We start from the raw sequence: 14739 nt of genomic DNA on the forward strand, positions 1-14739 counted from the left end.
CCCCCTCGTTTTCCTAGCCCGTGGGGTCTGGGCCGGGCTGGGAGCGATTCCTAGTCCCACGCGGCTTCAGGGTCGCTCCCATTGCCGACTGGTTCCCGGTCGATGCCAACCATTCCAGCTGCCTTCCCAGGAACTCTCGTTGACCGGCTCACGATGCCGGGCACTGACCCGCCCCTTGCCACTGGCTATTTCATGCCATCGGGCGGCCATGGAAGCGACTCGCTCCGGTTGCTCGGCGGCCAGGTCGACTTGCTCAACGCGATCCTCAGCCAGATCATACAGTTCCCATCGATGCCCATAAAAGCTGACCAATTTCCAATCGCCCTGCCGCAGTGCGCGGCAGCTACTGAATTGGAAAAAAAGCTCCTCATGCGGCTCCCGATCCTGGCCTCGGAAAAATGGCACCAGAGTCTTTCCTTGAAGAGGCTCTACCTGAGCGTCTTGTGGATAGATCCCGCCAGAAAGCTCCAGCACGGTGGCCATGACATCGATAAGGTGAGAGGGCTCCGTTTCAGAGGCGCCCGGGGTTTGAATCCCGAGCGGCCAATGCGCAATGAAGGGAGTGGAAATCCCCCCCTCGTGCTGCGTCTGTTTGTAATGCTTGAAAGGGGTATTGCCGACCGTGGCCCAGCTTGCGCTGTAGCAAAGATGCGACTGGCCCTCCCACGCGGCATGTTCCATTCGCTTGGTCCGATCAAAGGGACAGGCACCGTTGTCAGAAAGAAGCATGATGAGGGTATTTTCATACACGCCTTGTTCCCGCAGATAGGCCACAAGCCGACCTAGATTCTGATCCAGACTATCCACCATGGCAGCGTAGACAGCCATGCGGAAACTCTCAAACTCCTGTTGCTCCTGGCTCAGGCTCTCCCAGGAGGGAACGTGATTTGGCATGGGAGGCAACTTCATCTCTTCTGGAAAGAGACCCAGAGCTTGCTGCTTGGCGAAGCGTTCTGCTCGGATGACTTCCCATCCAGCCTCATAACGCCCTCGATACTTGAGGATGTCTTCCTTCTTGGCTTGGAGCGGGTAATGGGGTGCGTTGAAGGCGATGTAGTGCAAAAAGGGCTTCCCCGAGGCGATTGACTCGTCGAGAAACTCGAAGCTGAAATCCACTATGGCATCCGTGGCATAGAAGGTCCCCTCAAACTCATTCCAAACCTCCCGCCCAAAGCGAAAGCTGTCATTGCCCACGAAGAAGTCCGCCGCGCCCGAGAGATGGCCCCAATAGCGCTCGAATCCGAAATCGAGTGGGTTCTTGTGAAGATGCCATTTCCCGGACATGCTGGTGGCGTAGCCCGCTTTGGCCGCCACTTCCGCCACGGTCGTGGCCCGGCTAAGGCTACTGCTCCCGGCCTGTTCGCAGTATAGGCCGGTCAGCAAACTGACTCGTGAGGAATGGCATTTGGCGGTGTTGTAGAACTGAGTGAAACGAAGGCCGCCTTCGGCCAAGGCATCAATGTGAGGCGTCTCGATCTCTCCGCCATAGCAACCAAAATCCGCATAGCCGAGGTCATCTACCATGATGAGGAGAATATTCGGCCGCAGGTCGCGCTCGGTTCCCCACGTCATGGTCCCGAGAAAGAAGAAAAGAAAAGGCGAGAGAAAGAGGGCTGGGGTCGGACTCACCTCTCAGACAAGCCTGAAATAGCTCATCGGTCGAGCCCAAATCTTTCGCTTGGGTTTCCTCGTGCCTCCATCATGCTCCCATCAGGTTGGGGCTGGCCGCCCTCGCAGCGCGAGATTTTGAGAGAACCCTTTCAAAAGCTCCCATTTGATGCTTCGCTTGTTTCATTGAAATCATGAAAACCCCTACCCCCCGCTGTCCGCTCCTCTTTCTGGCCCTCCTATCCGTCTGGGGAGGGTTTCTCTTATCTGCTGCAGCCGACTGGCCTCAATGGCGAGGACCGGATCAAAATGGGCACTCCCCCGATAGCGGGCTTTTGTCAGAATGGCCGGAGAAGGGGCCGGAGTTGCTTTGGACCTTCGAGAATGCGGGCGAGGGTTACAGCGCGCCGGTCATCGTGGGCGATTCCCTCTACACTCTGGGCAGTCGCCAGGGGCAGGCTGAACTGCTCTGCTTGGATCTGACCACGGGCCAAGAAAAATGGTCCACCGTCATCGGACCTGATCCCAAATCAGGCTACAAAACCGGATGGGGCAGCGGAACGCGCGGGTCCCCCACCGTGAAAGGGGGTCTCGCCTTCGCGCTCAGCGCTAATGGGATGCTTTTGTGTGCCGATGCCGAGACGGGCGCCAAGAAGTGGAGTGTCCACTTGCTGGACGACCTCAACGGCGTCATCCCGAAGTGGGGGTATGCGGAATCGCCTTTGGTCGATGGCAACCAAGTGGTCGTGACCCCCGGCGGTGCGGAAGGAGCCATCGCCGCTTTCGACAAAACGGATGGCTCTCTTCTCTGGCGCAGCACGGGCTTGGAAGATGGTGCGCAGTATTCCTCACTCGTCATAACCGAGGCCCATAACCAGCGACAGTATGTCCAGCTCTTCATGAACACTCTGGCGGGGGTCGATCCTAGCAATGGGGACCTTCTGTGGAGCGCCTTGTGGCGGCCTGGCCGGGTCGCCGTCATCCCCACCCCCATCGCGCAGGAAGAAAAGGTCTACATCTCCGCCGGCTACGGAGCGGGATGTTTGAAGCTCGATATCTCCGGCCCCGAGCCAACCAAGCTCTGGGACAACAAAGTCATGAAGAACCATCATGGCGGGGTCATTCTCCACGATGGCTATCTCTATGGCTTCTCTGATGGCTTGGGATTGACCTGCCAAAGCTGGGAAACGGGCGAGGAGGTTTGGTCGCAGGAGAAGGGCGGGCTCAAAAAGGGCTCGCTGACCTATGCCGATGGGCATTTCTATTGCCTAGAACAGGCCAAGGGGATGGTCGTGCTCGTGGAAGCCACTCCTGAGGCTTACGGGGAAAAGGGCCGCTTCTTTTTGCCAGAACTCTCCTCCTCCCGCGACACGCACAAAGGGCAGGTCTGGTCCCACCCCGTGGTGGTGGATGGAAAACTCTTCCTCCGCGACCAAGAACTGCTCTTTTGCTATCAGGTCGGAAGCTAAGCCTCAAGAAGAGCTGGGCTTTTCGCCCCCTTTCCGCTCTCTTCCCGACCTGAGAGCTACCGGCTGAGAAGAAGCGCTCCTCGAAAGCGCGGCCCGACGGCGCGGCCTCTTCTGACTGAGCCCTGACTGAGCCGACTGAGACTTCCCCCTGCTCCATCCCCCTCTCTTCACCAAGCCCCCTATGAAAGACAACCCAACCGGCCCTTCCCCCTCCTTCCGTTTCCTTTTCTCGCCTCTCCAAGGGCTCGCTCTGGCAGCGATCGCTTCTTTGGCCACTCCCTCCCTGGCCGAGGACGGTCCTGGGTGGTGGATGACGGAACCGGTTCGCCTCGTCCAGACGAATATCCCGATCCAGATGTGGGAGAATCTCTCCGCCGAAGAGTTGATCGACAGCGTGCAAGAACTTGGCGGCAACACCTGGCTTTTCAATGTCGGGGGCATCTACGCCAACTACCCGACCGAACTCTCCTTCCAGGCCAAAAACCCCTTTCTGGCAGAGCGGGGTGACTTGATGGAGGAAATCTACCGACTGGCCGAGGAAAGGGACATTCGACTGCTCGCCCGTTTTGATTTCAGCCGCTTCCCTGAGTCAGTGGCCGAGGCTCACCCCGAATGGTGTTTCCGACGGGAAAACGGCGAGACCATCCACTACAACGGACTCGTCACCTCCTGCATCAACGGAGGCTATTACCGATCCGCCTCCACCGAGATGATCAAAGAGTTTCTCAACCGCTATCCGGCCGAAGCGGTTTTTGTGAACTGGTGGAGTCATCATGCGATTAATGGTTACTCCGGCATTCCGAATGGGGTCTGTCATTGCGAATCGTGCAAAGCTCGCTGGGCCGAGTTTTCGGACAAACCCTTGCCCAAGCGCTGGAATGCTGACTACCGCCGCTTCCTCACCGAATGCGGCATGGATACAGCCCGCCTGGTGCGAGCCGCGATCAAAGAAGCAGCCCCGAGCGCGGCCTTTCTCCTGTATGGAACCAAGCGAACCGCGGTCACCGATGGCTTCACTGCCGAGTCCAAGACGAACTACACGCCCAACATTTGGTGGCCCTACCAGAGTAGCTACCTCGTCAATCTCGCTCGCAACAGCCACCCCGACCAAATGGTCTTCAACACCGTGGTCAACTTCATCAAAATGCCCTTCCGCTTCGAGCCACACCGCAGCGGGGTCAATCAAAACCGCATGCTCCAGGGCATGGCCCATGGCGGATTTCCCGCGCTCTACATGGTGGGGCCACTCACCCACCCGCACAATCGTCACGCGCGCGAGGCCATGTCCTTCCCCTTGGCCTGGCACGCCGACCATGAGGAATTCTTCCCTGGCCAGGTCTCGAAAGCCTCCATCGCCCTGGTGGCAGACGGCTTCCGCACCGAGGAGCTGCGGGGCCTCTTCTGCCTGCTCTCCGAAGCGCATCTGCCCTTCAGCGTCTTCGAGAAAACCCACCACTTCCCCGGCGGCGATCATTGGGATCTCGTGATTTCTTCTTCCATGAGAGGGGGCGGTCTTCGTCGATCGGCCGAAACGCTCAATCATCTACTGATCGGCACCAAGGCTCCTCCCCAATTCGACGGCCAAACCGGCAAGCTGTGGTCGCTCGAAGACACTTTCGCAGCCTATTGGCGGGTCAGTGACCCCGAGTTCTTTCCCCAGCTTGGAGAGGTGACCGAATTGCTAGGGATCGAGAGCGAATACTTGGAGGTGACCGAACCAGGCACCTTCCAAGCCCACCTTCCCATGGTGCCGCCCGCCTATCATTCGACCACGGAAATCACCCACCTCAATCGCCAAGATGGCACCCAGCCGGGACTCTTGCTACAAACCAATGACCAAGGCAAAAAGACCATCTGGCTCCCTTGGGAACCGGGAACGATCTACCACCTGAGAGGAAACGACAGCCTACGGCTCCTCTTCGACGACCTCTTCCATCACCTGCTGGACGGACAGCCTCAGATCAAGACGGAGGCTCATCCGCTGGTGGAAATGAGCTTCATGGAACAAGCCGACCACGGGCGCGACCTCGTCCATCTGGTCAATCTCACGAATCAACTGCACGGCGCAGGGGGCCAATTGCTGGAGATGGATGCCTTTGAGATGCAAGTGCGGGGCAGCTACGCCCGAGCCTACCTCGCGAGCGACCCCAGCCAGGAGCTTCCCCTATCCACCACCGAGGGCTACACCGCTTTCACCGTGCCTTCTCTCGGCCAATACAATATAGTAGTTCTCGAACATCCTCAGAAGCAGGCCGAATCATCACCACTTCCCCACACCCCTTCTCCTTTATGACTCGGTCGCTTGGTAGCAGACCAAACGACTGGCCCTCCCCCTTTTTGCCTTATACCAAGATGATGAAGAAAGCGTTTCTCGTCTTGCTCTGGTCGGCCCTTGGGCTCCCCACGAATCTGGCGGGTTTGGCGAATCACAGCAGGGGCACCTGACGCCCCGCGGCCTCCACCGCAGCCCATTGCCAGATCGGCTGGGCTCGGAAGCGGTTGCCCTCGTGACTAGGGCGGCTCAGCGGAAGGACCCCACCTGGGAGGACATGGCAAAGCGGGCGGGAAAAAGCGGACCGAATCGGGGAATCCTTCTCAGAAACGAATCAATCGGCGAGCCGAAGGATCATTCGTCCTTTTTCCACTCGAATGCCTTCGACGCCTGGGACGCCCCCGGCCGCATTGAGCATTTCGCCGAGAAGGTCTTTTCCCTTGATCTCACCGAGCCATTCATTGGGCAGAGAAACGCCCCAGACCGTGACATCGTCCAAGATCAAGACGGGGCGATTCTTGACCTCCCGAACCAAAAACCGCGCCCTGGCTGCCAAAGTCCGGCCGCCGAGGAACGGGACCTCTGGGCCTAGTTTCTTGCGGAGTCGGGCAAAGACCTCGCCTTCCTCAAATTGGAATTGGAACTCCTTTTCGATCTCGGTGTATTCGTTCAAGAGGCCATTGATCTCGCGCTGCGTGAGCACAATTTCTTTGGCGCCCGGCCGATACGCTGACTCGGCCGTCGGCTTGGCCTCCTGCAGTTTTTCTTCCACTACCTTTTTCTCGGGCGGGGTGAGCACCACCGGATCGATCGGTCGATGGAACCACCACCAAGCTAGGGCCACTCCCCCCGCTAAGAGCAGCAGAACCACCAGGAGCGGCAGGAAGCAGGAACGTTTCTTCGGGGCTTGGCTCATGACGTGAGGAAAGAAATCACCTCGGGGGCGATCCCGTCAAGCACATCGGTGAGAGAATGATCGCTTTCGACCTCTCGGTAAGAAACGTTTTCCTTCCCTTGAGACCAGCGCCGCGACCATTCCACTGGGACGGTCTCGTCCTGGCGACCGTGAATCACCAAGGTCGCCTGCCTCACCTCCGGCTCCTCCAGGTAGTGCAAACCATCTTGGTAAAGTTGGAAACCGACCTCCGCTTCCCGGTCGCTTGCATAGTGCCAGACCTTCAGGCGACCACTCGAACGCCAGTCGGCGAAGGCCTCTTCCCCCAACTTCCCTCGCCAGCGCCGCGGAAAACCGAAGGCTGGAGCCAAGAGGACCAGCCGTTCGACCGTCTCATGCTGACTCGCGTAGAGGGCGGCCAAAAATCCACCCAAACTGGAGCCGATGAGGCAAGAAGGGGCCCCGCCCAGCTGCGCTTCCAAGACGGCCAGCATCCCCGTCATCGAGAGCGCTGAAAAATCGCCCGGCACCAACTCTGGAATCTCCAGCTCTAGCCCCTCTTGAGCGAGCTGTTCCTTGAAAAACTGGGCCTTGGCCGAAGAAGGACCCGAACCGAAGCCATGAAGATAGAGATAGCGCATCAGGAAGAGGACTTGGCCGCCAACTCCCCGATGACTCGAGGGTAGAGCACGTGCTCCACTTTTTGGATGCGGGCGTGCAGGGTTTTCGGGGTGTCCCCTTCCTGAATGGGAACTTTGGCCTGGGCCAGGATCCTCCCGGTGTCCATGCCTTCATCGACGTAGTGGACGGTGCAGCCGGTTTCGCTCTCCCCGGCGTCCAAAGCCTGCTTCCAGGCAGCCAGCCCTTTGTATTTCGGGAGAAGAGAGGGGTGGATGTTGATGATCTGATTGGGGAAGGCACTCAGAAGTGGTTCCTTCACCAAGCGCATGAAGCCGGCCAGCACCACCAAATCGACTTCGGCGGCTTTCAATCGATCCACGATTTCTTTCTGGGCTGGCTGGCCCAACTTGGTTTGGTAAGGGCCGGGATCGACGAAGACGGCCGGGACATTCTGGTCTTCCGCGCGACTGAGGATACGGGCTTCCTTCTGATCGGAAATGACCAGGGCGACCTCCACCCCCACCAGCCGCCTTTTGCTGAGCGCGGCGAAGATCGCGCGGAGATTGGAGCCATTCCCAGAACCAAGCACGCCCAAGCGGAATTTTTTGGCAGCGGGCGACTTCAGTTTTTGCAGGGTGGCCGTGGTGGACTTCCCCGGGACGAGAGAGAGGAGATGGATTTCCGAACCACCGGCCTCGAGCGCGCTCCTTTCTTCGGGATGGAGCGAGTCCAGGGTGTAGTCGCCCCCCTTGGCATAGACCTGAGGTTGGATGGCTTGAATGGCCTCGGTGCATCGCTCCCCCGAAAAGGCCACCACTCGATCCACACTTCGAAGGGCTCTCAAGACTTCCGCCCGGTCCACCAAGGCATGGACGGGGCGGCTCGGCCCCTTGAGGGCCCGCACGGAATCGTCCGTGTTCAGGGCGATGACGAGGGCATCGCCGAGATCGCGGGCTTCCTGGAGGTAGCGGACATGCCCGGCGTGGAGGAGGTCGAAGCAGCCATTGGTGAAAACCAGCTTCCGGCCCTCGCGGCCCAGCTGTTCGCGAAGGGCCGCCACGTCCGACCACGAAGAGAGAAAGGGAGAATCCATGACTTGCGGAGGTCGCCAACAAGGCAACACATTCCCTCGGTCCACAACTGCCAAATCCTCTGCATGCACGATCCTCGCTTTGACAAACTGGCCCGCCAACTCGTCCGCTACTCCGTCAGCCTGCGACGCGGTGAGCGCATTCTCTTGGATCTCCATGACACCCCCGACGAATTCGCCCTGGCCCTCCTTCGCGAAGTCCGAGCCGTCAAAGCAGAACCCTTCATCCAACTTCACCATGGCCGCATCACCCGCGAGCTGATGCAGGGGGCCACCGAGAGCCAATATGAATTCACCGGCAAGCACCTCCTCGCTCAAATGAAGGGCATGGACGCTTACATCGCCGTGCGAGGAGCCGAAAACATCAATGAACTCTCCGATGTTCCCTCAGGCCGGATGGACCTGGTCATGAGCAAACTTCGCCCGGTTCTCAACTACCGGGTCAACAAGACCCGTTGGTGTGTCCTCCGCTGGCCGACGCCCTCCATGGCGCAGCAAGCCAACATGAGCACGCAGGCTTTTGAGGACTTTTACTTCCGGGTCTGCTTGCTCGATTACAAATCGATGGTGCCTGCCATGAAGGCCCTCAAGCGCTTCATGGACAAGGCGCGGGAAGTGCACATCACCGGCCCGGGCACCGACCTCAGGTTTTCCCTCGAGGACATGGAATCGATCGTCTGCGCGGGCAACTACAACATCCCCGACGGCGAAGTCTTCTCCGCCCCGGTCAAAAACAGCGTGGAAGGTGTCCTCAAATACAACGCCCCGACCCTCTACCGCGGCATCTCCTTCGACGACATCGAGCTAACCTTCGAAAAAGGAAAAATCGTGCAAGCGACTGCCAACAACAGCAAAGCGCTCAACAAGATTCTCGACTCCGACGCCGGCGCCCGCTTCATCGGGGAATTCGCGATCGGAGTGAACCCCGAGGTCAAGCACCCTATGCGGGACATCCTCTTCGATGAGAAGATCGACGGCAGTTTTCACTTCACCCCCGGCCAGGCCTACGAAGGCGTGGCCGACAATGGCAACCGCTCCAAAGTCCACTGGGATATGGTGTGCATCCAAAGAAAGGACTACGGCGGGGGTGAAATCAAGTTCGACGGCAAGCTGCTGCGCCAGGACGGCAAGTTCCTCCCCAAGAGCTTGCAGGCGCTCAACTAATCGTAGGGAAACCCGCGCCCATGACTTGCGGGCTCTTGGCTTCCAATCGTGCCAAACTAGCGGCGAACGCAGCTTGCGGTCTTCCACCCCACCGACTTCTTTCTAAAGGTCTGCAACCCCTCTTCCCCCGGCAGCGTTTCAACCAACACCCACGGATGAACCATGGGTCATTGATACGAAAGAGAAGCAGGATGAGCATAGACGAAGTCGTAGGGCGCTTTGAATCAACCTATATCAAACTGGATGCGGTCATCACCCGCTGGATGTCCAAGTATGGCCAGCCCGCCCTCCGCTGGGCCCTCGCCATCGTCTTTGTTTGGTTCGGGCTTCTCAAACCACTGCGATTGTCTCCCGCGGAAGACCTTCTCTTCGCGACGGTGGCTTGGATCCCGGTCTTCGGCCCGAAAGCGTGGTTGATAATGATCGGTTGGTGGGAAGTGGCGATCGGGATTTGTTTCCTCTTCCGCCGAACCACCCGCTTGGCCGTGGCCTTGCTCGCCATCCAAATGGGCGGAACCTTCCTCCCGCTGGTGATGCTTCCCGACGTCACCTTCCAAGCAGCGGGTAAACCGCTCGTGCCCACTCTCGAGGGCCAATACATCATTAAGAACCTCGTCATCATCGCCGCTGCCATCGCGATCGGAGGAAGTGTCAAATCCGAGCCGTTCCGAAGAAAGAAAAGAAATCTCACGCCGGACTCCTGACCGCTGGCCAAGCTCGCGCTTTTCTCGTAAGCATTCGCTATGCGGATGGTGGTGCTGACAGGCGCGGGGATCTCCGCGGAAAGCGGCCTAGCCACCTTCCGCGATGCCGAGGGCCTCTGGGAAAACCACCGGATTGAGGACGTGGCCACGCCAGAGGCCTTTGTCCGCCGCCCGGAACTCGTCCAGCGATTCTACAACGCGAGGCGTCATCAGTTAGTCCACGGAGACATCCAGCCCAACGCCGCCCACCGGGCTCTGGTCCGCTTGGAGAAAGAATGGGAGGGCGAGTTTCTTTTGGTGACTCAGAATATCGACGATCTGCACGAACGGGCTGGCTCCCAGAATTTGATCCATCTGCATGGCGAGCTGCGAAAGGTCCGTTGTCTGGCCTGTGGTTTCTTGGTGCCTTGGGACGAGGAGATCGTGGTCGGCTCCCGCTGCCCCGGCTGTGGAGAAAGCGATTCGCTGCGACCCCATGTGGTCTGGTTCGGTGAAATGCCTCTGGAACTCGACCGCATCGGCGCAGCCCTCTCTCGCTGCGACTTGTTTTTGGCCATCGGCACCTCCGGCCACGTCTACCCGGCAGCTGGTTTTGTCGAAAGCGCCCGCTACCAAGGAGGGGCTCGTTGCATCGAATTCAATCTCTCCGCGACCGAGATCAGCGATGCCTTTCACGAACACCACCTCGGCCGAAGTGGCGATCTCTTGCCGGGATGGGTTGAGAACTTTCTTCGAGACTGATCTCCCGTTGCCAAAGGGACCCTTTGCTCGTATGCGGTAGCGAACTGGAGCCGAAAATGGGGCTCCCCACTGCAAACACCACCACCCAATCCAATCACTCTGCCATGGCCTTCTCCGTCCCTGATCTTCCTTACGCCAAAGAAGCCCTCGAACCGCATATCGACACCGCCACCATGGAAATCCACCATGGCAAGCACCACGCGGCCTATGTCAGCAAGCTGAACGCCGCGGTCGAAGGAACCGAATTCGCCGACAAATCGATCGAGGAACTCATGACCGGCCTGGCAACCCTTCCGGCCGGGATCCGGACTGCGGTGCGCAACAATGGCGGAGGGCACTTCAATCACAGTCTCTTTTGGTCGGTCCTGGGACCGAATGCCGGAGGCGCCCCCACCGGGGAGCTGGGCGCCGCTATTGATTCCACCTTTGGCTCCTTCGATGCCTTCAAAGAAAAGTTCGCGGCCACGGGCGTGGGACAGTTTGGTTCCGGCTGGGCTTGGCTGGCGGCCGAAGCCGACGGCAAAGTCTGCATCTGCGGCAGCCCGAACCAAGACAACCCTCTCATGGGAAAAGAGTTCGACCAGTGTGGCTGCGTCCCCATTCTCGGGGTGGATGTTTGGGAGCACGCCTACTACCTGAAGTATCAGAACAAGCGCCCTGATTACCTGGCTGCCATTTGGAACGTGATCAACTGGGACGCCGTGGCCGAGCGCTACGCCGCCGCCAAAGGCTGAACCACGAGAACTTTCTCCAAGGCGCGACTGCGACAAGCGGTCGCGCCTTTTTTATGGAGACGCCTTGGAGTGCGGCGGCTTGCCGCCGCTTTGGGAGAGCCCCGGCTCGCCGGGGCCATCATTCCATCCCAAGAGCGCCTCCACCCTTCACTCAAAAGCGCTACTCCAAAATAAAAGGCGCACCGAATTTGGGATCATTCGGCGACAACTCATGAATCTCTTCGATCGTGAACCGTCGATCGCGTATCTCGGCAATATCCTTCCGGGTCAGGGGTGGCGATTCTGGCCACTCCCCATGGAACACCGTTAACTCCAAGCTATCGAGCCTCTGAACGAACTCATTCAAATCCCTCTCGGAGGAGCTTGGCGACTTCCGGGCTTCCATAACGGTTGATGATCGCCTGAAACTTCGGTGAGTCCATCGAGATTCCGACACTACCCAAAAGATAGCGGATATCCGGGACATCATTCTTTCTGCCTTGCGCCATGCCCGTCTGCAATCGGTGCTGCTCCAGCGCATGAATCTTCATCGCAGCCAGGTCCAGTGAATCCGGAACGCGAGCATGAAACCCATCATAATCAATCTCATCTGCCTTGCTACTCAGCTTCCCAAAAGTCTCCTTTTCGAGCAACATCAGATCCATCTTTACCGTCGGCTCACTCACCATCGAGAACACGCCAAAGTTGATGTTTCTAGCCTGACAACTCCAACCAGCCTGTTCCAACGCATGCTTCCAACCGAACCAGTCCTTTCGGCAGATCGCGATATCGATGTCCTTGGTAACCCGAGAGAACCCCCGAGCGTTCACCGCATGGCCCCCAACAAGGAGGTAAGGCAAACCACAAGCTTTTGCCGCTGCCTCGATTCCTTTCCACTCGTGCATGACTCTGTAGTAACTCAAGGTCCTCGATTAGCCCAAACAAACACTTCCAACCAAGACTGCACCAATCGTTCAGCTGCTTTCTACATAGCGGGCTAAAGCCGCAAAAGACAAAAAAACCACTGTTCCAATTACCATCAGAATAGTCGCAACCCATCGATGTCGAAAGGTCGAAATCCGAGCTTTCTGTGAAACGGGATCAATCAATAGAGGAACTCTAGCGCCCACTGGACCGTTCAACAGAACGAACTCGCAAACCTGTTGATGGGGCGTTTCCGCATACGTGAACTGCACGACTGGATAATACCAAGCTGCAGAATTGCCTCTGGGTAACTCATCGCACCAAAGGACTCGGTTTCTACCGGAGCTATAGATCCTAAAATTCCGAGCTCCGTGCGGGCTACACCACCTTCTCAATCAATTCCTGGCAGCGCTTCAAGTCGAGCTTTCCAGAAGCCAGCACCGGAATTTCTTCCACCTTCACCAGCTTCTTGGGAATCCAGAGGGAGGGAAAATCATTTTCGATCAGGCGATACCGCAAGTCGATCATCTCCTGGTTGACCGTCTCTCCGGCGATGGTCGAGAGCAAGACCAGCATCTCGCCCTTGGCCTCATCCGGGGCCCCCATCACGACGACCTTGCGTTCCGCATCCTCATCGATGCCCAGTTCCTTCATGATGGCGATCTCGACCGTTTCGTGCGGAATCATTTCCCCCCCGATCTTCGAGAAGCGGGAAAGCCGGCCTTCGATATATAGGAAGCCGTCTTCGTCGAACCTTCCAATATCCCCCGTCCGAAACCAATCGCCCTCGAAGACCTCCGCCGTTTTCTCTGGCTGCTGGTAGTAGCCCGGGAAGACGTTCCCGCCCTTAAACCAGATCATGCCCTGTTCGTGCAAGGGCAGGGGCGCCTCGGTCGAAGTGTCGGTGATGCGCACCGCCAGTCCGGGCAGCAACTGCCCGACGGAACCCAGGCGGCGAGAAGGGATGACCGGGTAGCCGTCGGCTGCCGGGAGGTCTGGCAGATTGACATTGGTCGCGGGCGAGGTCTCGGTCAGGCCATACCCCTCGCAGACTTCGATCCCGAACTTCTTTTCAAAAGCCTCGGCCACGGCCGGCGGCAGCTTTTCGGCCCCCGTGACACAAAGTTTGACCGAACGGAGCTTCTCCGGATCGACCTTGCGAAGGTAGCCACGCAGGAAAGTGGGGGTCGAGAGCAGGAGGGTGGCTTTCCGTCTCTCAATCAGGTCGGCGATCTTCGGGACCTCCAGCGGCGTGGGAAACGTCGCCAGACTGAGGCCTTCCATCAAGGGAAACCAAAGCGTGACGGTGCAACCAAAACTATGGAAAAGCGGCAAGGTGCCCAAGACCACATCCTCATCGGACTGGTCGAGACGGGTCGCGAATTGAATGACATTGCTGAGGACATTCCGATGGGTTAGCACCACGCCCTTGGGATCTCCCGAAGAGCCGCTCGTGAAAAGAAGGACCGCTTCCTCGTCCCCTCCTCTTTTGGCGACGCCTGCCAACGAGGCCAGGAGGCCGACTGGGAGAAGTTTCGAGAGGACAAGCCATCCGATGATCTTGGGCTTCATTTTTGGCAGCACTCGTTCCACAAAAATGAGATGGCGATTCGGAGGCCAAGGGAAACTCTGGAGCTTTCGGACGAAGAGATCGACCGTGAGGAAGCGGTCGAGATCGGCCTGCTTCATGGCCGATTCCACCGCGGCCCGGCTAGCGGAGTAGTTCAAATTGACCGGCACCTTCCCGGCGATCAGGACCGCGAGATTGGCAATCAACCCAGCCCGGCCAGGAGGCAGGGCAATGCCGACCCGGGGCTTTCGGGTGGCCTTCTTGACGTAGGCCGCCAAGGCCAAGGCGGCCGCCAGCACCTTGTCGTAGCCAGTTTCGCTCTTGTCGACCCCATCGAAAACCACCGGTCGGGAGCCATGCTTTTTGATCCCCAGCATGACACTGTAGGCCAAGCTCGCCTCCAGGCTCTCCCGCTCGGCGAAGGCCCGCTCTCCCGCCAGAAGCCATTCCTCTTGCAGGCGGGCGACCGTCAGCTCTTTTTTTTCCAAAAGCGGCCCGAAGACCACCGTGGAAGCGTCCTCGCTGGCAGTTTCGATGGACAACTTTGGGTTGCCGGGCCGACCAAAAAACACCGGGAGCACGGGCTCCCCTGCTCCCAGAAGGAACTCTTGCAGCTCACTGGGCGTTTCCCAGAGCGTGCCCGCCCGGCAGATCACTTTCCCGGGGACGAAGACCAGCCATTCCCCCTCACTCAGGCCTTGGCGCAGGCGGGCATAAAATTCTCCGGGCTGGCGGGCGGAAGCGTCGAAGCGGAGCGACCGGACTTCCGGGCCATTCAGAATCGCTTGCATGGCTGGATCGAGTTGGCTCGCGCCTTCCACCAGCCAAGTGAGCTTCCGCTCGCCGAAGTGCTCAGCCAGACCCGTCATTTCATGAGGCGAGAGGCGATTGGGCAAAAGAAGCGCCCCGGAGGCGGGGAGATGTTCCTCTCCCAGATAGCGTGCGTGAACCATTGTCTATATCTGCGA

At 58.7% G+C, this 14739-nt stretch carries 12 protein-coding genes; 6 read left to right on the forward strand and 6 right to left on the reverse strand.

All coding sequences use genetic code 11. The features are described 5' to 3' along the window. Nucleotides 1–66: 66 nt before the first annotated feature. Nucleotides 67–1629: an arylsulfatase gene (locus tag AAF555_03835; protein ID MEM6910691.1), complete on the reverse strand. Its 1563-nt coding sequence runs from the start codon at nt 1627–1629 to the stop codon at nt 67–69. Nucleotides 1630–1802: 173 nt separating this feature from the next. On the opposite strand from AAF555_03835, the gene AAF555_03840 reads away from it, so the two are divergent. After that, complete coding sequence (locus AAF555_03840) at nt 1803–3077, forward strand: PQQ-binding-like beta-propeller repeat protein (protein MEM6910692.1); 1275 nt, start codon at nt 1803–1805, stop codon at nt 3075–3077. Between the two features lie 181 nt (nt 3078–3258). Then, the gene (locus tag AAF555_03845) at nt 3259–5370 is read left to right on the forward strand and encodes a beta-galactosidase (GenBank protein MEM6910693.1); all 2112 of its coding nucleotides are present in this window, start codon (nt 3259–3261) and stop codon (nt 5368–5370) included. Between the two features lie 313 nt (nt 5371–5683). Here the strand turns inward: AAF555_03845 and AAF555_03850 are convergent, their stop codons facing one another. The 3 genes from AAF555_03850 to purN are packed head-to-tail and all read right to left on the reverse strand — an operon-like array spanning nt 5684 to nt 7958. Then, nucleotides 5684–6265, reverse strand: coding sequence for a hypothetical protein (locus AAF555_03850; GenBank protein MEM6910694.1), 582 nt, complete (start codon nt 6263–6265; stop codon nt 5684–5686). Continuing rightward, a complete protein-coding gene (locus AAF555_03855) occupies nt 6262–6885 on the reverse strand; it encodes a YqiA/YcfP family alpha/beta fold hydrolase (protein MEM6910695.1) in 624 nt (207 codons plus the stop codon). The genes AAF555_03850 and AAF555_03855 overlap by 4 nt, the downstream gene beginning before the upstream one ends. Further along, a complete protein-coding gene (gene purN / locus AAF555_03860; GenBank protein MEM6910696.1) occupies nt 6885–7958 on the reverse strand; it encodes a phosphoribosylglycinamide formyltransferase in 1074 nt (357 codons plus the stop codon). The genes AAF555_03855 and purN overlap by 1 nt, the downstream gene beginning before the upstream one ends. A gap of 63 nt (nt 7959–8021) precedes the next feature. On the opposite strand from purN, the gene AAF555_03865 reads away from it, so the two are divergent. The 4 genes from AAF555_03865 to AAF555_03880 all read left to right on the forward strand — a co-directional run bounded on the left by AAF555_03865 (nt 8022) and on the right by AAF555_03880 (nt 11298). After that, nucleotides 8022–9119, forward strand: a complete 1098-nt coding sequence (locus AAF555_03865; protein MEM6910697.1) for an aminopeptidase — start codon at nt 8022–8024, stop codon at nt 9117–9119. A gap of 191 nt (nt 9120–9310) precedes the next feature. After that, nucleotides 9311–9823 (forward strand): DoxX family protein, encoded by a 513-nt coding sequence (locus AAF555_03870; protein ID MEM6910698.1) that lies wholly within the window; start codon nt 9311–9313, stop codon nt 9821–9823. A gap of 45 nt (nt 9824–9868) precedes the next feature. Further along, nucleotides 9869–10564 carry a Sir2 family NAD+-dependent deacetylase gene (cobB, locus tag AAF555_03875; protein MEM6910699.1) on the forward strand — a complete coding sequence of 232 codons (696 nt, stop codon included), beginning with the start codon at nt 9869–9871 and terminating at the stop codon, nt 10562–10564. Between the two features lie 104 nt (nt 10565–10668). Then, nucleotides 10669–11298: a superoxide dismutase gene (locus tag AAF555_03880; protein ID MEM6910700.1), complete on the forward strand. Its 630-nt coding sequence runs from the start codon at nt 10669–10671 to the stop codon at nt 11296–11298. Nucleotides 11299–11636: 338 nt separating this feature from the next. On the opposite strand, the gene AAF555_03885 is transcribed toward AAF555_03880, so the two are convergent. Together AAF555_03885 and AAF555_03890 are read right to left on the reverse strand one after the other, a co-directional pair. Next, nucleotides 11637–12182: a hypothetical protein gene (locus AAF555_03885; protein ID MEM6910701.1), complete on the reverse strand. Its 546-nt coding sequence runs from the start codon at nt 12180–12182 to the stop codon at nt 11637–11639. A gap of 397 nt (nt 12183–12579) precedes the next feature. Next, entirely contained in the window at nt 12580–14724 is a 2145-nt protein-coding gene (locus AAF555_03890; GenBank protein ID MEM6910702.1) for an AMP-binding protein, read from the reverse strand. Nucleotides 14725–14739 lie beyond the last annotated feature (15 nt).

The sequence above is a fragment of the Verrucomicrobiota bacterium genome (genome assembly GCA_039027815.1).
In the GTDB taxonomy this organism is placed as follows: Bacteria; Verrucomicrobiota; Verrucomicrobiia; order Verrucomicrobiales; family JBCCJK01; genus JBCCJK01.